The 18,811-nt window shown below is 40.9% G+C and carries 25 protein-coding genes; 19 read left to right on the top strand and 6 right to left on the bottom strand.

Features of this window, described 5'->3' with window-relative positions:
* Nucleotides 1–68: 68 nt before the first annotated feature.
* Genes lptB through Q0A08_RS08300 form a run of 4 tightly spaced genes read right to left on the bottom strand, consistent with a single transcriptional unit; the run spans nt 69 to nt 2,834 of the window.
* Nucleotides 69–794 carry an LPS export ABC transporter ATP-binding protein gene (gene lptB, locus Q0A08_RS08315; protein ID WP_438466214.1) on the bottom strand — a complete coding sequence of 242 codons (726 nt, stop codon included), beginning with the start codon at nt 792–794 and terminating at the stop codon, nt 69–71.
* Nucleotides 794–1,318, bottom strand: a complete 525-nt coding sequence (gene lptA / locus Q0A08_RS08310; protein ID WP_438466212.1) for a lipopolysaccharide transport periplasmic protein LptA — start codon at nt 1,316–1,318, stop codon at nt 794–796. The genes lptB and lptA overlap by 1 nt, the downstream gene beginning before the upstream one ends.
* Nucleotides 1,302–1,865, bottom strand: a complete 564-nt coding sequence (gene lptC, locus Q0A08_RS08305; RefSeq protein ID WP_438466210.1) for an LPS export ABC transporter periplasmic protein LptC — start codon at nt 1,863–1,865, stop codon at nt 1,302–1,304. The genes lptA and lptC overlap by 17 nt, the downstream gene beginning before the upstream one ends.
* A 9-nt stretch (nt 1,866–1,874) precedes the next feature.
* Complete coding sequence (locus Q0A08_RS08300) at nt 1,875–2,834, bottom strand: calcium/sodium antiporter (protein WP_438466208.1); 960 nt, start codon at nt 2,832–2,834, stop codon at nt 1,875–1,877.
* A 167-nt stretch (nt 2,835–3,001) separates the two neighbouring features.
* On the opposite strand from Q0A08_RS08300, the gene Q0A08_RS08295 reads away from it, so the two are divergent.
* The 10 genes from Q0A08_RS08295 (at nt 3,002) to Q0A08_RS08250 (ending at nt 10,115) form a co-directional block, all read left to right on the top strand.
* Nucleotides 3,002–3,808 (top strand): ATP-binding cassette domain-containing protein, encoded by an 807-nt coding sequence (locus Q0A08_RS08295; protein WP_438466206.1) that lies wholly within the window; start codon nt 3,002–3,004, stop codon nt 3,806–3,808.
* Nucleotides 3,809–4,591: a lipid asymmetry maintenance ABC transporter permease subunit MlaE gene (gene mlaE / locus Q0A08_RS08290; protein WP_438466204.1), complete on the top strand. Its 783-nt coding sequence runs from the start codon at nt 3,809–3,811 to the stop codon at nt 4,589–4,591. It begins immediately after the preceding gene.
* A gap of 1 nt (nt 4,592) precedes the next feature.
* Nucleotides 4,593–5,054, top strand: a complete 462-nt coding sequence (gene mlaD, locus Q0A08_RS08285) for an outer membrane lipid asymmetry maintenance protein MlaD (RefSeq protein WP_438466202.1) — start codon at nt 4,593–4,595, stop codon at nt 5,052–5,054.
* Nucleotides 5,055–5,056: 2 nt separating this feature from the next.
* Complete coding sequence (locus Q0A08_RS08280) at nt 5,057–5,671, top strand: MlaC/ttg2D family ABC transporter substrate-binding protein (RefSeq protein WP_438466200.1); 615 nt, start codon at nt 5,057–5,059, stop codon at nt 5,669–5,671.
* 2 nt (nt 5,672–5,673) lie between these two features.
* A complete protein-coding gene (locus Q0A08_RS08275; RefSeq protein WP_438466198.1) occupies nt 5,674–5,976 on the top strand; it encodes an STAS domain-containing protein in 303 nt (100 codons plus the stop codon).
* 102 nt (nt 5,977–6,078) lie between these two features.
* A complete protein-coding gene (locus tag Q0A08_RS08270) occupies nt 6,079–6,318 on the top strand; it encodes a BolA family protein (protein ID WP_063338681.1) in 240 nt (79 codons plus the stop codon).
* A 20-nt stretch (nt 6,319–6,338) separates the two neighbouring features.
* Entirely contained in the window at nt 6,339–7,601 is a 1,263-nt protein-coding gene (gene murA / locus Q0A08_RS08265) for a UDP-N-acetylglucosamine 1-carboxyvinyltransferase (protein WP_438466195.1), read from the top strand.
* A gap of 1 nt (nt 7,602) precedes the next feature.
* Nucleotides 7,603–8,247: an ATP phosphoribosyltransferase gene (hisG, locus tag Q0A08_RS08260; RefSeq protein WP_438466193.1), complete on the top strand. Its 645-nt coding sequence runs from the start codon at nt 7,603–7,605 to the stop codon at nt 8,245–8,247.
* Complete coding sequence (gene hisD, locus Q0A08_RS08255; RefSeq protein ID WP_438466191.1) at nt 8,247–9,554, top strand: histidinol dehydrogenase; 1,308 nt, start codon at nt 8,247–8,249, stop codon at nt 9,552–9,554. Before hisG ends, hisD begins: the two co-directional genes overlap by 1 nt.
* Before the next feature lie 3 nt (nt 9,555–9,557).
* Nucleotides 9,558–10,115 carry an SRPBCC family protein gene (locus tag Q0A08_RS08250; protein WP_438466189.1) on the top strand — a complete coding sequence of 186 codons (558 nt, stop codon included), beginning with the start codon at nt 9,558–9,560 and terminating at the stop codon, nt 10,113–10,115.
* A gap of 48 nt (nt 10,116–10,163) precedes the next feature.
* Here Q0A08_RS08250 and Q0A08_RS08245 read toward each other — a convergent pair whose 3' ends face one another.
* Nucleotides 10,164–11,240, bottom strand: coding sequence for a S1C family serine protease (locus Q0A08_RS08245; RefSeq protein ID WP_438466187.1), 1,077 nt, complete (start codon nt 11,238–11,240; stop codon nt 10,164–10,166).
* A gap of 29 nt (nt 11,241–11,269) precedes the next feature.
* Here Q0A08_RS08245 and Q0A08_RS08240 point away from each other — a divergent pair, with 29 nt between their 5' ends.
* A complete protein-coding gene (locus tag Q0A08_RS08240; protein ID WP_438466185.1) occupies nt 11,270–12,034 on the top strand; it encodes a Nif3-like dinuclear metal center hexameric protein in 765 nt (254 codons plus the stop codon).
* 36 nt (nt 12,035–12,070) lie between these two features.
* On the opposite strand, the gene Q0A08_RS08235 is transcribed toward Q0A08_RS08240, so the two are convergent.
* Nucleotides 12,071–12,511, bottom strand: a complete 441-nt coding sequence (locus tag Q0A08_RS08235; protein ID WP_438466183.1) for a ZapG family protein — start codon at nt 12,509–12,511, stop codon at nt 12,071–12,073.
* Nucleotides 12,512–12,654: 143 nt separating this feature from the next.
* Here Q0A08_RS08235 and zapE point away from each other — a divergent pair, with 143 nt between their 5' ends.
* The 8 genes from zapE to Q0A08_RS08195 all read left to right on the top strand — a co-directional run bounded on the left by zapE (nt 12,655) and on the right by Q0A08_RS08195 (nt 18,795).
* A complete protein-coding gene (zapE, locus tag Q0A08_RS08230; protein ID WP_438466181.1) occupies nt 12,655–13,752 on the top strand; it encodes a cell division protein ZapE in 1,098 nt (365 codons plus the stop codon).
* Nucleotides 13,753–13,939: 187 nt separating this feature from the next.
* Nucleotides 13,940–14,368, top strand: coding sequence for a 50S ribosomal protein L13 (gene rplM / locus Q0A08_RS08225; RefSeq protein WP_438466179.1), 429 nt, complete (start codon nt 13,940–13,942; stop codon nt 14,366–14,368).
* 14 nt (nt 14,369–14,382) lie between these two features.
* A complete protein-coding gene (gene rpsI, locus Q0A08_RS08220; protein WP_438466177.1) occupies nt 14,383–14,775 on the top strand; it encodes a 30S ribosomal protein S9 in 393 nt (130 codons plus the stop codon).
* Nucleotides 14,776–14,961: 186 nt separating this feature from the next.
* A complete protein-coding gene (gene petA / locus Q0A08_RS08215; RefSeq protein WP_438466175.1) occupies nt 14,962–15,555 on the top strand; it encodes a ubiquinol-cytochrome c reductase iron-sulfur subunit in 594 nt (197 codons plus the stop codon).
* Entirely contained in the window at nt 15,555–16,799 is a 1,245-nt protein-coding gene (locus Q0A08_RS08210; RefSeq protein WP_438466173.1) for a cytochrome b, read from the top strand. Before petA ends, Q0A08_RS08210 begins: the two co-directional genes overlap by 1 nt.
* 2 nt (nt 16,800–16,801) lie before the next feature.
* Entirely contained in the window at nt 16,802–17,584 is a 783-nt protein-coding gene (locus tag Q0A08_RS08205; RefSeq protein WP_438466171.1) for a cytochrome c1, read from the top strand.
* A 98-nt stretch (nt 17,585–17,682) separates the two neighbouring features.
* Nucleotides 17,683–18,315 carry a glutathione S-transferase N-terminal domain-containing protein gene (locus Q0A08_RS08200; RefSeq protein ID WP_046016850.1) on the top strand — a complete coding sequence of 211 codons (633 nt, stop codon included), beginning with the start codon at nt 17,683–17,685 and terminating at the stop codon, nt 18,313–18,315.
* 81 nt (nt 18,316–18,396) lie between these two features.
* Nucleotides 18,397–18,795, top strand: coding sequence for a ClpXP protease specificity-enhancing factor (locus Q0A08_RS08195; protein ID WP_438466168.1), 399 nt, complete (start codon nt 18,397–18,399; stop codon nt 18,793–18,795).
* Nucleotides 18,796–18,811 lie beyond the last annotated feature (16 nt).

The following is an 18,811-nucleotide window of genomic DNA, read 5'->3' as shown; positions in this document are numbered from 1 at the left end:
CACTTTCTGTAAGAATGATTTGGAACGAGTTATGCATATTACTCCCTTTTTTAGTAAAAGAGAAAGATCTAGAGTCGGAAGTTGTCACCAAGGTAAACTTTTTTCACCTGTTCATTCGAAATGACTTCTTCGGCATTGCCTGAGGCAATAATATGCCCGTTTCCGACTATGTAGGCTTTGTCGCAAATATCTAATGTTTCCCGCACATTGTGGTCTGTGATAAGAACGCCAATGCCACTTTGCTGTAGATGTTTAATGATTTGTTTGATGTCTCCAACAGAGATTGGGTCAACACCTGCAAAGGGTTCGTCAAGCAAGATGAATTTAGGGTTCATAGCAAGGGCGCGTGCAATTTCAACACGTCGTCTTTCGCCCCCAGAGAGAGCCATGCCTAAATTTTTACGAATGTGGGTGATATGGAATTCGTTAAGTAGTTGTTCAAGCTTTTCTTCACGTTCTTGCTTAGAAAGGCTTTTGCGAGTCTCTAAAATGGCCGCTATATTGTTTTCAACAGACATCTTGCGAAAGATAGATGCTTCCTGAGGGAGGTAGCCAATGCCTTTTTGTGCTCTTGCATGCATCGCCAGATGGGTGACAGGTTCGCCATCAATAAATATATCACCTTTATCATTAGCAACCATGCCAACTATCATATAGAAGCAAGTTGTTTTACCTGCTCCGTTTGGGCCTAATAGGCCAACCGCTTGGCCAGATTCAACCGCAATAGATACATCAATAACAACCTGACGTTTTTTATAGCTTTTAGCTAAATTCTTAGCTTCTAAAATCGCCATTAATTAGCCTTAGGTGGAGTGTTGGATTGTGGTTGTAGTGTCATAGAAACACGACCGCTTTTGTTTTTCTTCGCTTCAAATGTGCCTGTAGTCATGTCATAGCGAATGAAGTCTGCGGCGATTTCATCCTCACCACGTTTAATAAAGCCTTCTCCCTCTACTTCTAGAATAGAGGAGCTACTGTCATAGAATATTTTTGTGCCACGGCTAATGATCATATTGCCAGCAGCGTCAACTTGTTGGCTAAAATTTGCAGCTTGATCGTCTGTTCCTTTTGCAAAGATCTTGTCATATTTATTGTTGGATTTTGAGCTGGTAATGGTTAATTTATTTGCGCTAATTAGTATGGTGCCTTGGCTAACTTTTACATTGCCAATATAAATGGCATTGCCTTTTTCATTGTCAATGAAGGCAGAGTCAGCTTCGATTTCAATAGTTTCTTGATAATCTTCAGGTAGTGCGTATCCAGATGTAGTGCTAAAAATACAGCTAACTAAAAATAATAATTTAACGATTTTGTTCATAACTTCCTCGTACAGATCCCTGCATTGTGACCTTGTTTGAACTGGTGAATGCGGTGATAGTGTCTGCTTTAATGTTGCCTTGTGCTGATGTGATGTTTGCTTCACCTAGGCTGGTGATGCTTTGGTCTTTATCTGTATAAATAATAGTGTTGGACGTAATAATGGTCGGTTTTAATTTATTTGATTGATTCGTTATTTTAGCAGAACCGTTTAATAATATATCGCTGCTACTGTCTTTAATTAAACCAGTATCGCTGGATGCCACCCAAACACTGCTTTTTTGAGTTTTGCTTACTGTCGGCTTTATAAGACGTGACTCACCTTGCATTGGGTAGTGCTTAATTTCTTCTGCTAGTAGCTTCTCGGTTAGAACCCCATTTGCATCAAATGTTTTCGTCTCGACACCTTCTAAAAAAAAGTCGGGAGCAGACTCTAATTCACTTTTTTGTACCAAGCTTTGCTTAGGTGTTAGGCCAAACCAGAATGTGAACCCAAATACTAATATGGTGCCCAGCGCAATAGAAACAAGTGTCCACTTCTGTTTCATGATAAATATTTACCTAGCTTGTAAAAATAAACTGATTAAATAAGTAGCATAACTGATGAGTAAGAGAATGCCGATCCATTTTGGGATGCTGGTAGATTTTGTCTTGCGAAAGATAAGGATGCAAAGCGCTAAGAATAATGAGGTGCAGAACATCCACCAATAATCCCTGCTCATGATGTTAGGGTCAATGATTCCTGGTGCAATGATTGCTGGCAAAGGAAGTACGGTTGCTAAGTTGAAGAGATTTGAGCCTAATATGTTGCCTATGGCAATATCATGGTGCCCTTTCAATGCACTTGTTATTGATGCTGCCAGTTCTGGAAGGCTGGTTCCAATCGCTATAATAGTGAGGCCAATAAGAAGTTCACTAACGCCAAAGGCGACGGCTATACCTGTTGCTCCCCAAACAAGAATTTTGGAGCTCAAAATTAAAGCAGCAAGACCAATTACGGCAATGGTTAGGGATTTTGTGACGCTTGAACCGTCATCTTCTGGAAGTTCTTGCGTTAGCTCTTCTTCTAGACTTTTGCTATTTCGTAACAATAAAAATAGCGCGACAAAAAAAGCAATGATCAGAATAATACCGTCCAAAACATCTAGGCTGTTATCTAGCATAAGTAAGCCAGCCAGAATGGTAATACCAAGTAATATAGGTACTTCTTTTGTTGCTAACCCTTCCTTGACTGGAATGGCACTAATAAGGAGAGTAGCACCAAATACTAATGCGACATTTGCAATATTTGAACCCAATACGTTACCGACAGCGATTTCAGGGGCACCATCTAATGCGGCAATTGCGGATACCACCATTTCGGGCGCCGATGTGCCTAAAGCTACCAAAGTAAAGCCAATAACAATTGGGCTGACATTTAGTTTTTCTGCTACCAATGCAGAGTGTTCTATAAACTTGTCGGAGCTAAAAACCAGAAGAATAAGGCCAAAAAATAGGGCAGCAGAAAATAGCAGCATGAGGTAAAACTGACTCGTATGAAAAATGATGCCTCATTTAATGAAGTTTGCTCCATAAATTCAAGACCTTAAATGCCATAAACCACTTAATCTCCTTGTTTTAGTGTTCAATTTATTAAAATCCAGTGTAATATTCACGTTTGGTGATAGAGAACCAGGGAAAACTAATGAGCAATAACTTTGTTGATATTCAGAATATGAGTTTCTATCGTGGTGATAGGGCAATTTATAAAGACATATCGCTACAAATTCCAAAGGGTAAAATTACTGCTGTTATGGGGCCAAGTGGAACAGGGAAAACGACCTTGTTGCGATTAATTGGTGGACAGCTAATGCCTGATGAAGGGAAGGTTCTATTAGATCAACAAAATGTACCGGACTTATCAAGAAAACAATTGTACGAAGCTAGAAAAAAAATCGGCATGTTGTTTCAAAGTGGTGCACTTTTTACTGATATTAGTGTCTTTGATAATGTTGCTTTTCCATTAAGAGAGCACACAAACTTTAGTGAAGATGTGATTCGTGATGTTGTCTTGATGAAATTACAGAGTGTCGGTTTACGTGGTGCGGCTAAATTGATGCCAGCTGAACTTTCTGGTGGTATGGCTAGACGAGCAGCACTTGCTAGGGCGATTGCATTAGACCCACAATTGGTAATGTTTGATGAGCCTTTTGCAGGGCAAGATCCAATATCTATGGGGGTTGTTGTTGAGCTAATAAAACGACTCAATCAGTCTGTCGGTATGACGTCTGTATTGGTTTCTCATGACGTAGAAGAGTCTCTATCTATTGCTGATTATGCTTATATTCTTTCTGGCGGTGCGGTTGTTGCTCAAGGCACGCCAGATGAGATTAGAAACTCGTCCGATGAAAGGGTTAGGCAGTTCTTAGGTGGCTTGCCTGATGGGCCTGTGCCTTTTCATTTTGATGCAATGGACTATCAAGAGGATATGAATATGGGTAGGACAAATTAAATGAAATCAATACAGTCGACAGGATTGACTGCGATTAATTCGATTGCTGCTTTTGGTCGGGCAGGGTTGTTTTTGATCCATGTTATGTTGCATAAGCCAAAATCTTTTTCTGGGGCGATGAATTTGTTGATAAAGCAAATTTATTCAGTCGGTGTGCTTTCCCTTGTGATTATAATTGTCTCTGGGCTTTTTATCGGTATGGTGCTTGCTCTTCAAGGTTATACCATTTTAGCTAAATTTGGCTCAGAACAAGCAGTAGGTCAATTATTAGCGCTGACTTTATTGCGTGAACTAGGACCCGTTGTGACTGCTTTGTTATTTGCTGGACGGGCCTGTTCAGCTTTAACTGCTGAAATTGGTTTGATGAAAGCAACGGAGCAACTTTCAAGTCTTGAGATGATGGGGGTTGACCCTTATCGACGTATCATTGCACCAAGGTTTATCGCTGGCCTAATATGTTTGCCCATTTTGTGTATTATCTTTTCTGCTGTTGGCGTGTTAGGTGGTGAGTTTGTTGCGGTAAGCTGGCTGCAAATTCATGGTGGAAGTTTCTGGTCATTAATGCAGCAGTCAGTTTATTTCTCTACGGATGTTGTTAATGGCATTATTAAAGCGCTTTGTTTTGCTATAGCGACAACTTGGATTGCAGTGTTTCAAGGGTATGAGTGTGAGCCGACATCAGAGGGTATCGGTAAAGCCACAACAAGAACTGTTGTGTTGGGGTCATTGTCGATTCTCGCATTAGATTTTATTTTAACCGCCGCTATGATAGGAGATTTTTAGCATGAAGAGTAAGCAGCTAGAGCTGATGGTAGGTTTGTTTGTTGTTTTAGGGTTTGCTGCTTTAGCGTATTTAGCTATTCAAGTAAGTGGTCTTTCTGGTTCAAGCTCAAAAGATGTTTATCAAATACAAGCAAGATTTGATGATATAGGTGGATTAACTGAAAGAGCTAAAGTTTCTATTGCTGGCGTTACTGTTGGTGAGGTTGACAGTATTGTTTTGGATAAAGAGCTTTATATGGCGCTTGTGACTTTCAATATTTATGCGGATGTTGAAAATATTCCTACAGATAGTTCTTTTGCTATTTTAACAAATGGTCTGCTTGGCGAAAAATACGTGGGCGTTTCAATTGGGGCAGAAGAAGAGTACCTAACGCAAGGGGGTGAGATTTATGATACTCAATCAGCCTTGGTGTTAGAGAACCTTATTAGTCAGTTTCTGTTTGAATCGACTCAAGGGGATTAACAATGAAAACCTTAATGTCTGTTTGTGTCTTGCTTTTATCCTTGGTGATGCAGCCTGTTTATGCTCAACTTGGTCCTAGGGAGCAGGTTGTAAATGTTGTTGAATTATTGAAAACAGAAATAGTTGCGAACCGTGAATTCTTGTCTAAGGATAAGGCTGCTTTAAGGCAAAAAGCGGATGAGATTCTTTCTCCTCTCATTAATTTTGATAATTTTGCAAAAAATGTAATGGGAAAATACTATCGAAGGGCATCAAAAGCTCAGCGACTTGAATTCTCAACAGTGACTAAGCAAACACTTTTAAACAGTTATGCTACAGCTTTATTAGAGTTTGATGAAGATAAAGTTAAGATCCTCCCTCTATCGCCTTCAAAGAAGAAAAACAAAGCCAGAGTAAATATGGAGTTTGTTACTGATGCTGGTAGCTTGGTTGATATTGTGTTTTTGATGAAGCTTAGCAAGCAAAATGAATGGTTGTTGGATAATGTGATAATCAGTGGCATCAATTTTGGTTTAACCTTCAGAAAGCAATTTGCATCTATGGTTCAAAAAAATAAGAACAATATAGATTTGGCGATAGCTAGCTGGGCAAAATCATTGGAAAAGAGAGCTGAGTAGTTATGCTTGAGTTAGTTGAAAATGATAAGGAGATTAGCATTTTAGGCCTGTATAAAGCGTCTGAACTTATGCGTTTTGACGAAAAACTAACCCAATGTTTGATACGCCTTAATGTTGCCAAAGATTTAAATTTAACCTCTCTAGAGGGAAGTGATAGTGGGTTAATTGCGTTGCTTTTGTCCTATCAGAGATTTGCGAATAAAAAACATTGGCAAGTAAAGTTAATAAATGCCAGTGCCGGAGTAAAAGGTCTGATAGAATTGTCCCAGTTGAATGATTTTTTTACACTAGTTGATGATAAATAGTCTTGTAATGACTTGTTTTGACTAGTTGATATAAGGTTTTTGGCAATCTAGTGCCAATAAACAGAATTAGGTATAGGCGTTATTAAAGATTTTGGAGTGGTTGTGAACGCAAACGAAGTAAAAGCATTATTAGAAAGTGAAATTGAGAGCTGTGAAGTCATTGCTGAAGGAGAAGGATGTAACTTTCAGTTAACTTTAATTTCTCCTGTTTTTGATGGTTTATCCATGGTGAAAAGACAACAGTTGGTTTACGCACATCTTCAAGACTCTATTGCTAGTGGCGCCATTCATGCCGTCACTATGAAAACATATACGCCTGCACAATATAGCCAATTAAACTAATTACACGTTAAGGAAAGAGTATGGATAAGCTGCTAATTACTGGCGGTCAGTCACTTAATGGTGTGGTTAGAGCATCTGGTGCAAAAAATGCGGCTTTGCCAATTTTGGCTGCAACACTTCTTACAAAACAGCCTATTACAATTAAAAACTTACCGCATTTGCATGATATTACAACGATGTTGGAGCTTTTGGGGTCAATGGGTTGCGGTGTTGTTGTTGATGAGAAAATGAATGTGCAGTTGGATGTTTCTACGGTCAACCGTACTGAGGCGCCATATGAATTAGTTAAAACGATGCGCGCTTCTATTCTGGTTCTAGGGCCGTTGGTGAGCCATTTTGGTGAAGCGATTGTCTCTTTACCTGGTGGTTGTGCGATTGGTAGTCGACCTGTTGATCTTCATTTGCGCGGTCTTGAAGCAATGGGTGCGGATATTCAAGTTGTGGGTGGTAACATTGTTGCTAAAGTTGATGGTCGTCTGAAAGGCGCGAGAATCTTCTTTGATAAGGTAACCGTGACAGGCACAGAAAATCTGCTTATGGCCGCAGCATTGGCTGATGGTCGTTCAGTCTTAGAAAATGCTGCCCGAGAGCCTGAAGTTGTAGATTTAGCTGAATGCTTGATTGCTATGGGTGCAAAAATCACAGGTCATGGCACAGATACTATCACTATAGATGGTGTTGAAGAGCTATTTGGTACTGAATACTCAGTAATGCCTGATCGTATTGAAACTGGCACTTTCCTTGTTGCAGCAGCAATTACTGCAGGTAAAGTAAAAGTTATTGATACTGATGTTCATTCTATGGAAGCTGTGCTTGCGAAACTTGAAGAGGCAGGTGCGAGTGTTGAAGTAGGTGAAGATTGGATTGAGCTTGATATGCAGGGGCGTCGACCTAAAGCTGTCAATATTAGTACAGCGCCTTATCCTGCTTTTCCTACAGATATGCAGGCACAGTTTGTGGCATTGAATGCTATTGCTGATGGTGTTGGTCGTGTGACAGAAAATATCTTTGAAAATCGCTTTATGCACGTTGATGAAATGTTGCGTATGGGTGCTGATATTGAAGTTAATGGCAACACAGCTATTGTCAAAGGTGGTAGTGCGCTTAAAGGTGCACCTGTCATGGCAACAGACTTGAGAGCATCGGCAAGCTTGGTGTTATCTGCTTTAGTGGCAGAAGGTGATACTAAGATAGATCGAATTTATCATATTGATCGTGGTTATGAATGTATTGAAGAGAAGTTTGGTTCTCTCGGCGCGAAAATATCAAGGGTATTAAATTAAAATGAGTAAGACGTTAACGATAGCTTTATCAAAAGGCAGAATTCTTAAAGAGACTTTACCTTTATTGGAAAAAGCCAATATTATTCCCGCAGAAGATATTTCTAAAAGTCGTAAACTAATTTTTGATACCAATCATGAAAATATTAAGTTAGTTATTCTAAGGGCGACAGATGTACCAACCTATGTAGGTCATGGTGTTGCTGATTTTGGGGTAGCGGGTAAAGATGTATTGATGGAATCCAATACAAGTAACATTTATGAGTTGCTTGATTTGGAAATCGCAAAATGCCGTTTGATGACGGCTGGTGTTGTGGGTGCACCTGCAACGACAGGTCGTTTGAAAGTTGCCTCTAAATTTACCACCACTGCGAAAGAGTACTTTGCTCAACAGGGTATTCAGGCGGATGTGATTAAGCTTTATGGTGCGATGGAATTAGCGCCTATTATGGGGTTGGCTGACCTGATTGTCGATATTGTTGATACAGGTAATACCCTTAAAGCCAATGGTTTAGAGGCACGTGATTTGATTGCAGATATTAGTACTCGTTTGGTGGTTAATAAAGCAGCCTATAAAACTAAATATGATCAGATTCAACCAATTATGGAAATGCTGCAATCTGCGGTTGAAGGTGAAAGAAAAAGCTAATGAGTATTAATATAAGAAGACTTTCTACTCAGGACGAGAGCTTTAAAGATGAGTTGGATGCTCTGCTAGCATGGGATTCTGTTTCAGACTTAGATGTTCAGCAGACAGTTTCTAATATTGTTTTTGATGTGCGTAAGCAAGGCAACCAAGCCTTGCTTGAATACACAAATCAGTTCGACCGTTGTCAGTTTACCTCGGCAGAGCAATTAGAGGTGCCGGTTTCTGATATTCAGGCAGCTATGGCTCGTGTCGATGCAAGTATTTTAAGTGCTTTAGAGTCTGCTGCCGAACGTGTTAGGTCTTATCATCTGCATCAGAAGCAAGACTCTTGGCAATACGAAGAGGCTGATGGGACTGTTTTGGGGCAGCAGGTAATGCCTCTAGATCGAGTCGGTGTTTATGTGCCAGGGGGTAAGGCGGCATATCCATCTTCTGTGTTGATGAATGTGATGCCGGCGAAAGTAGCTGGTGTGAAAGAAATTATCATGGTGGTACCAACGCCTGATGGCGTGGTCAATGATATTGTCCTTGCAGCTGCCAGTATTGCGGGTGTTGATCGTGTCTTTACGGTTGGTGGTGCTCAGGCTGTCGCTGCACTTGCTTATGGAACAGAAACTATTCCTAAAGTGGATAAGATAGTGGGTCCAGGCAATATTTATGTTGCAACAGCTAAGCGTATGGTTTTTGGTGCTGTCGGTATTGATATGATTGCTGGTCCGTCAGAAATACTGGTTGTTTGTGATGGGAAAACCGATCCAGATTGGATTGCAATGGATTTATTTTCGCAAGCTGAGCATGATGAAGATGCTCAATCAATTCTGATTTCGCCTGATGCTGAATACCTAGATAAAGTATTGGCTTCGATGGATAAGCTTCTTGAGGGGCAAAGTCGTAAAGATATTATCTTAGCTTCTCTAGAGGGGCGTGGTGCTTTGGTTCATGTTACTAGCATGGATGAGGCGATCGAAATTGCTAATCACGTGGCCGCTGAGCACTTGGAGTTGTCGGTGGATGAGCCAGAGTTGTGGGCGCCTAAAATACGCCATGCTGGTGCTATTTTTATGGGGCGTCATACAGCAGAAGCGCTAGGTGACTATTGTGCTGGACCTAACCATGTTCTACCGACATCTGGTACAGCTAGATTTTCATCGCCTCTAGGGGTTTATGATTTTCAAAAGCGTAGCTCCTTGATTAATTGTTCTGTTAAAGGTGCCAGTGAGTTGGCGAAGATTGCAGGGCCTTTGGCTCGAGGTGAGTCTTTGCAAGCGCATGCTATGTCGGCCGAATATAGACAGATCAAGGAATAGGTTTTGTTAAAACGTGAAGCACCAGATCATCAGCGAAAAGCTCTTTATCAGCTAAGAGTGGTTACGCGAATTTTTGCTTTAGTGGTGGTGTTGCTTTTGGTGGTGGGTTACTTCCTTCCTAAAAGCTATCATATCGAACGCTCAGTAGACATAGATGCGACACAGGTTGAGGTGACCGAGTTTTTATCGCAAGCGTCAAACTTACCTGAATGGCTCTATGTTCAAAAAGGGCGTGTTGAGGTGTTTGATGTTACGCTTGCGCAGGATTTAATCTTAGCGATCAATTATGAATCTGGCGATAAAGGCTCGATTAAAATTGGCGAGCTTAGATCTGCTAGCTACCAGTTTGATGTCGTCCCTAAAGAGGGGCAAAGGGCTGTTGCAAATCAGCTTAGCCTTCAGGCGCTAGAATCTGGAAATGTAACACGTGTCTCTTGGTCTATTAATGGTGAGCTAGAGTCGGGTTTATTGAGTCCATATCTTGCTTTGTTTGCCAATGATATTGCTGGAGCAAACTTCGAAAAAAGTTTGTCTCAATTAAAGGTTCACTTAGAAAAGTAAGTTGAAATTTAATTTTTAAAAATGCCGCAATTTAGCGGCATTTTTTATTTATGGCTTCTCTGCTCCCATCATAGGTTGTTCACCTAATTTAATGCTTGTTTGATATGATTGAGTGCCTCTTACGCCAACAATTGAAACGACTTTGCCGGGTTTGTATTTGGCAATCTGGTTTCGAGTGTTGTTAGCGTTTGTTGTTGCAATGCCATCTATGCTTAATAAAATGTCCCCACTTAAAATGCCTGCGTGTTGTGCGGGGCTTTTATTGTTAACGTCTGAAACAAGCAAACCTTCTTTGATGTTTAAGTTTAGGATTTTAACGGTCGCAGGTGTGATTTGCCTTGCTTCAATTCCTAAATAACCTCGTTCAACTTTGCCGAATAATATCAGGTCTTCCATGATATCAACGGCGTCTGCAATGGGGATGGCGAAGCCAATGCCTTGTGAGCCTCCACTATTTGAATAAATTGCAGTACTAATGCCGATGATTTCACCTTGACTGTTGATCAGTGCGCCGCCAGAGTTTCCTGGGTTGATCGCTGCGTCAGTTTGAATGAAGTTTTCATAGGCATTAAGGCCTAGTTGGTTTCTTCCCATGGCGCTGATTATTCCCATGGTGACCGTTTGTCCAATGCCAAAAGGGTTGCCTATTGCGAAGACTAAATCGCCAACAGATGTGGTGTTCTGCTCAGGCATAGTGATGCTAGGTAGCTCAAGCAAATTTATCTTTAAAAGTGCTAAGTCAGTTGCTGGATCTGTACCAATGAGTTTTGCTCGTGTTTGGCGGCCGTCTCTGAGGGCAACGATGATGCCATCAGCACCTTTGATTACGTGGTGGTTGGTGAGAATGTAGCCATTGTCTGACGTAATTACCCCAGATCCAAGGCCAACAGACTTGTTTGATGTTTTTTTAGATAGCGTGTTGCTATTGTTGTTGTTGGTGATTTTCTTTTGAGTGTAGATGTTAACAACCGCGGGAGCAGCTTGGTTGACAGAGTTTGCATAGCTTTGTGTGTGTACTTCTGAGTGAGATTCTTTGACTTGAAAATAAAGTAGATAAGATAAACCAAGACACAGGCCTACTAAGCTGGCTAAAATTGTATTGATACTAAGTTTTTTACTTATCATAATTTTTATTAATACTGCCTATGGAGATAATGGTGAATCGTCACGAGTTTGAAAAAGAGCTAGCTGCTATTCTAAAGCCAAATAAGTTTAAAGACTATGCCCCAAACGGCTTGCAGGTTGAAGGTGCGGAAAAAATTTCAAAAGTGGTAACGGGTGTAACTGCTTCGCAAGCCTTAATTGATGAGGCTATTAGGTTAAAAGCAGATGCTATCTTGGTTCATCATGGCTACTTTTGGAAAGGTGAATCCCAGGTGGTTACGGGGATAAAATACAAGCGTATCGCGAGCCTAATTAAGCATGACATAAATCTATTTGCTTATCATTTGCCTTTGGATGCGCACCCAGAACTAGGTAACAATGCCCAGCTTGTGAAAATGTTTGGTTTGCAAAGGTCGCAATCGCTACAAGCTTCTTTACCACTAGAAGAATCAATAGGTGTTGTTGCAGAGTTTGATCAAGCTATAAGTTTGAGTGACGTAAAATCAATTGTAGAGAATGCGTTAGGTCGCAAGGTTCTATTAGAGGCAGCGGGTAAGTCTTCAATCAAGACGGTTGCATTGTGCTCAGGAGGCGCTCAAGGTTATATAGAGCAGGCGGTTGAAATGAAGGCTGACTTATATTTGACTGGTGAAGTATCTGAGCAGACTATTCATTTGGCTCGTGAGTATGAGATTAACTTTATTGCAGCGGGTCATCACGCGACAGAACGTTATGGAGCAAAGGCGATGGCGGATTTTATTCAGAATACGCTTGGGGTTGAAGCCTTTTTCATCGATATAGATAACCCTGCTTAAGGTTATCTATATCTTGTAACATAGGTTGTCTAATGCCTAGGGCGTGTTACTTTTTTCTTGTTCTTTGTTGAAACCAAAGTCTTCAGATAAAGTGCCTGGAGATTGTATGTCGGTTTTAAGGGCGTAGTCTCTAGGTGGCTCGGCTTCTAAAGTCGTTGTGTCTTCAGTGGTTGGTGTGCTCGTTATGTTGGAGTTGTTTTGGATGCTAACGTTACTTAGTTCAAGAGCACCATTTGCAATTTGATTTCTTAGCTTGGCTACGGTTGTTTCTGCTTGATCAAGCGCACTCTCTGTTTCTTCAAAGAAGCTATCGATCGCAACTTGTTGTTTATCCAGTTCGTGCTTCACAGCATCCGGCGATAGAATAGTGGTGTTGTTTGTAGCTGATTTATTTTCTTTCTTTAAGCTCATGCCCAAAAATAGGCCTACAGCTGCGCCAGCGATAAAAATTACCGCATCAATTACTTCTAAGTTCATGACTTACTCCAAAAATATAACACCTTAAGTATAGCTGAATCTTGTCTCGAAAGAAGCCTTATTGAGATGAGCTTTGATGAGAAATTTGCTAGAATTAACTTGAATTTAATTGGTTTGTTTATCTTTCAAAGTTTAAGAGCCCTATGACCCCTTTATCACGTTACCGTAAAGATTTAACTCGTTCTGATTTTGCCTACGATCCTGCTCAAGAAGAGGCTGTTGAGGCCCTGCAAGACTTGTTTGACAGAATCGTTAATAAAAAACCTGAAGCGACAGGTGGATTCCTGAGCTTCTTCAAAAAAAGTCATCAGCCAGAAGTGGAAAAAGGTCTGTATTTTTGGGGGGGAGTGGGTCGCGGTAAAACATACCTGATGGATACCTTTTTTGATTGTTTACCGACTGAGCGAAAGCTGCGTTTGCATTTTCACCGCTTTATGCAAATGGTCCATAAAGAGTTACGTGAAGTGAATGATGTAAAAAATCCATTGGAAGTGGTCGGTAAACAAATTGCTGCTAAGGCAGAGGTCTTGTGCTTTGATGAATTTTTTGTAAAAGACATTACGGATGCCATGATATTGGCAGGCTTGCTAAAAGTCTTATTTGAAAATGGAACGAGCCTCGTTGCTACATCAAACATAGAGCCGGATGGTTTGTATGAAAATGGATTGCAAAGAGCGCGCTTCTTGCCTGCTATCGATTTAGTAAATAAGCATACCCGTGTCATGAATATAGATGGTGGTATTGACTACCGATTACGTGCACTTAAGCAAGCAAGTCTTTATTACACTCCATTGGGACAAGATTCAGAGGCTGCTTTGGCGGCTTGTTTTGCTCGTTTAGCCCCCGATTTGGCTCAGGCAAAAGAGGGTGGTGTAGTTGAAATCGAAAACCGTAAGATACATCTACAAAACAGTTGTGAAGATATCGCTTGGTTTGATGTCTATGCTTTGTGCGATGGGCCTAGAAGTCAGGTTGATTATATTGAAATTGCAAAACTTTATACTACGGTTATTGTGTCGAACGTGCCGCAGTTTGATACGACTCGTGATGATATGGCTAGACGTTTTATCAATCTAGTAGATGAGTTTTATGATAGGCACGTTAAGTTAATTGTTTCAGCAGAAGTAGATATTCCTGATATATATAAAGGGACTCAGTTGTCTTTTGAGTATGACAGAACCGTCAGTCGTTTACTCGAAATGCAATCTGAAGAATACCTGTCGTTAGAGCATCGACCATAAAAGCACGTAATAGCGATAATAACTTGGTGTTTATCTAAATTGTCCTCTTTATAAAGTGGGGTGGAATGTGTATAATCCGCTCGCCTTTTTTAAAAGGTATATGCACGTTATATCTTCATTAATGTCGATATAACCAATAATAATAGGTATTGAGCATGTCAATACATGCTAAATGAAAGGGTTTTTGATGAAAACTTTTACTGCAAAACCTGCTGAAGTAAGACGCGACTGGTTCGTTGTTGATGCTGAAGGCAAAACTTTAGGCCGTTTGGCTACCGAGATTGCTCGTCGTTTACGCGGTAAGCATAAAGCTGAATATACTCCTCATGTTGACACTGGTGATTACATCGTTGTTATCAATGCTGAGAAAGTTCACGTTACTGGTAACAAGGCTAAAGCTAAACAATACTATCGTCACACTGGTTACCCAGGTGGCTTGCGTTCGATGAATTTTGAAACGCTGATTGATCATGCTCCTGAGCGCGTTCTTGAACTCGCAGTTAAAGGTATGTTGCCAAAAGGTCCTTTGGGCCGTGCTATGCACAAGAAAATGAAAGTGTATGCTGGTACTCAACATCCACATGCAGCTCAACAGCCGCTAGAACTTAATATTTAATACGGAAGATCATTATGTCAGCTACTCAATACTACGGTACAGGTCGTCGCAAATCATCTACCGCTCGTGTATTCCTAAAGGCCGGTACTGGTAACCTAGTTATCAATGACCGTTCTCTAGAGCAATATTTCGGCCGTGAAACTGCGCAAATGGTTGTTCGTCAACCACTAGAGCTTGTTGAAGCAACAGAAAAATTTGACGTTTACATCACTGTTAAAGGTGGTGGTATTTCTGGTCAAGCTGGTGCTATTCGTCACGGTATTACACGTGCATTGCTACAGTATGATGAGACACTACGTCGTTCTCTACGTGCTGCTGGTTACGTTACTCGTGACTCTCGTGAAGTAGAACGTAAAAAGGTTGGTCTACGCAAAGCGCGTCGTCGTCCTCAGTTCTCCAAGCGTTAATCTTGGGATACTTCCAAACGCCTGGTTATCCAGGCGTTTTTTTTATGCGATATGTCAATGTCGCTCTTCTGGTAATGAGACTTTTCTTGCCAGAACCCTTTGTTTTTTTTACTATTTGCACTGCATTCATATTGGGGTTCGTCATACTCTAATTTGGGATTTGTAATTTGGTGGGAGAGAACCATAATGAGTCAAAGCGACGTTAATAAAGGTCGACGTCGATTCCTGGTCGGAACAACAAGTGCTATTGGCGCGGTTGGTGCGGTCGGTATCGCGACCCCCTTTGTTGCTTCTTGGAATCCAAGCGCAAAAGCGAAAGCAGCTGGTGCGCCAGTTAAAGTTGATATCAGTAAGTTAGAAACTGGTCAACAAATGATTGTTGAGTGGCGTGGGCAGCCTGTTTGGGTCGTAAAACGATCTAAAGAGACACTTGATAATCTAACAAAAATATCTGATCAACTCAGTGATCCATCTTCTGAGAAAGAACAGCAACCTGAGTATGCACAAAATGCATACCGCTCTATTAAACCTGAAATTGCAGTGCTACTAGGTATTTGTACACACCTTGGTTGTTCTCCAACATACCGCCCAGAGTTAGCTCCAGAGGATTTGGGTCCAGAGTGGGTTGGTGGTTATTTCTGCCCTTGTCATGGTTCTCGCTTTGACTTAGCTGGACGTGTTTATAAGAGTGTTCCTGCGCCAATCAACCTATTAGTACCACCTTATCAATACCTTTCTGATAATGTGATCTTAATTGGTGATGACGGAGGTAAAGCATAATGGCTGATTTTAAAGAATCTAAAGGTTTGATGGGTTGGATTGACGCTCGTCTTCCTGTGACTGAAGCCTTTGAAAAACACATGAGCAAATATTATGCTCCGAAAAACTTCAATGTGTTTTATATCTTTGGTGTTCTGTCTCTCGTTGTACTTGTTAACCAAATACTAACGGGTGTGTGGTTGACTATGAGTTATACGCCTTCAGCTGAAGCAGCTTTTGCATCGGTTGAATACATCATGCGAGATGTAGAGTATGGCTGGCTTATTCGCTATCTGCATTCAACAGGTGCTTCGGCATTCTTTGTTGTTGTGTATATGCATATGTTTAGAGGCTTGTTGTACGGTTCTTATCAGAAACCACGCGAATTAGTTTGGTTATTTGGTATGGCTATTTACCTTGCTTTGATGGCTGAAGCTTTCATGGGGTACTTGCTTCCTTGGGGACAAATGTCTTACTGGGGTGCGCAGGTAATTATCTCCTTGTTTAGTGCGATTCCTTTGATCGGTCCAGACTTAGCTGAATGGATTCGTGGTGACTACCTGATTTCTGGTATTACGCTGAACCGCTTCTTCTCCTTGCATGTTATTGCTTTGCCTTTAGTTATTGTGGCACTTGTAGTATTGCACTTATTGGCATTACACCATGTGGGTTCTAACAACCCTAAAGGTGTTGATATCAAAAAGTATAAAGATGAAAACGGTGTGCCTTTAGACGGTATTCCATTCCATCCTTTCTATACAGTGCATGATTTGGTTGGTATTGCAGTCTTCCTATTTGTTTTCTGTTCAGTTGTCTTCTTCTTCCCAGAAATGGGCGGTTATTTCCTTGAGAAGCCGAACTTTGAAGCAGCTAACCCATTGAAGACACCTGAGCATATTGCGCCAGTATGGTATTTCACACCTTTCTATGCAATTTTGCGTGCCGTTACTTTTCCTCTATTTGGCTTAGACGCTAAGTTCTGGGGTGTAGTTGCGATGGGTGGTGCAATCGCGATTCTATTTGTATTGCCTTGGTTAGACAGAAGCCCTGTTAAGTCAATGCTATATAAAGGATGGATGAGTAAAGTTGCACTCTTTATCTTCTGTATCAGCTTTGTTGTGTTGGGTGTGTTAGGTGTGCTTCCTTCAACTGATGGTAGAACAACTGCTGCTCAAATCGCTTCTGTAATATACTTTGCGTATTTCCTATTGATGCCATGGTATACACGTTGGGAAAGCACTAAAACTGTGCCAGAGAGGGTGTAATTATGAAAAAAATTATTGCTACTATTACTCTGGCATTACTACCAGCACTAGGTTTTGCTGCAGGTAGTTCTGTAGAGCTAGAAGATATGACGCCAGATCTTCATGATAAAGCGTCACTACAGCGTGGTTTAAATACTTTCGCAAACTATTGCTTAGGTTGTCACGATGCAGGTTATGCACGTTTTGAACGTGCAGCAACTGACTTAGGTATTCCAGCAGATCTTTTCACTGAAAACTTATTGCCAGCAGGTAATAAAATTGGTGATTTGATGTCTAACTCTATGGACTCTAAAGATGCTAAAGCTTGGTTTGGTGCTCCGCCACCTGATCTTACGCTTGAAGCTCGCGTTCGTGGTAGTGACTGGGTTTATAGCTATCTAAAAGCTTTCTATGAAGATGAAACTCGTCCTTGGGGTGTAAACAATACTGTTTTCCCTAATGTCGGTATGCCGAATGTTTTGGAAGGTCTGCAGGGTGTTCGTCATGTGACCTGTGCACAAGCACCTGCATATGATGAAGATCACAATCCATTATTTGATACTTTAACGGGCGAAGCTCTTACTGTTGAAAAGTGTGGTATTGTAGCTCAGAAAACTAAAGGTTCTTTATCTGAAGAAGAGTTTGAGCAAGTGGTTTACGATGTAACTAACTTCTTAGTTTACATGGCTGACCCTATCCGTCTTCAGTCTGAAGCCTTAGGTTTGAAAGTATTATTATTTATCGTATTGTTTGGTGTTTTTGCCTTCCTCTTGAATAAAGAGTACTGGCGCGAAATTGACCATTAAAATACTGCAAACAATAGCCGCATTTGCGGCTATTGTTTGAATGCGTTTATGTAGCCCCACTTAGGGGTTTTCTTTGTTTTTGGAATAGGGGTTTATCCATGGGTGTTGTTGCAAAACGCTCTTCAATGACTTTTTTCTCTGATGGTGAAGACCATTACAGTCACAGAGTCAGAATTGTTTTAGCAGAAAAAGCCGTAACGGTTGATATCATTGATGTGGATCCATTCAACAAGCCAAGTGAGTTGGCGGATGTGAACCCATACAATGAGCTACCTGCGCTAGTTGACCGTGACCTTGTCTTGTATGAGCCAAATGTCATGATGGAATATTTGGATGAACGTTTCCCTCATCCTCCTCTGCTTCCTGTGTACCCTGTTGCACGTGCTGAAAGTCGTTTGTATATGTACCGTATTCAAAGAGACTGGGCAGCATTAGCTGATTTTATTCTAACGAGTAAAGATCAAGCAGCAATTGAAAAAGCTCAAAAAGAGCTAAGAGAAAGCCTAATTAATGTAGCGCCTATCTTTCAAGAAAAGCCTTACTTCATGAGTGATGAGTTCACGATTGTTGATTGTTGTTTAGCGCCGATTTTATGGAGACTTCCTATCCTTGGTGTGGAAATAACAAAAGAACAGGCGCAACCTTTATTTGAATACATGGATCTTATTTTTGATCGTGAATCGTTTAAAGAAAGCCTTTCTGAAGCTGAACAAGAAATGCGTTTAGACTAACCTTAATAAGTTAGTTATTAAATAAAGGGGCCTTATGCCCCTTTATTTGTTTAACAGAGAAACTAAAAAGAGAGAAGGGCGATGATCCCAAAAAGATCCTATTTATTGAAAGCTGCCTATGAGTGGGTTGTTGATAATGATATGACACCGTATCTTTTGGTGAATGCAGAATTGCCAAATGTGGTTGTGCCGACAGAGTTTATTCAGGATGGACAGATAGTTTTGAATATTAGTATGACAGCGGTAAGGCACCTTATTATGGATCAAGAAGCCGTGTCTTTTGAGGCTCGCTTTAGTGGTAAGCCAATGCAGGTTTATGTGCCTATTAAAGCAACGTTAGCGGTTTATGGTAAAGAGAATGGTGATGGCTTGTTCTTCCCTGACGAAGAGTTTCCTGATGAGCCTACAGATCCATCTCCAAAGAAAGAACCTGAGCCTCAAGCTGATAAAAAAGGTTTTACCTTAAGGGTCGTCAAGTAGCTCGATTAAAGCTATG

Origin of the sequence: Marinomonas sp. PE14-40 (genome assembly GCF_051623805.1) — a bacterium.
In the GTDB taxonomy this organism is placed as follows: Bacteria; Pseudomonadota; Gammaproteobacteria; order Pseudomonadales; family Marinomonadaceae; genus Marinomonas.
This window is presented reverse-complemented; position numbering and strand designations above follow the sequence as displayed.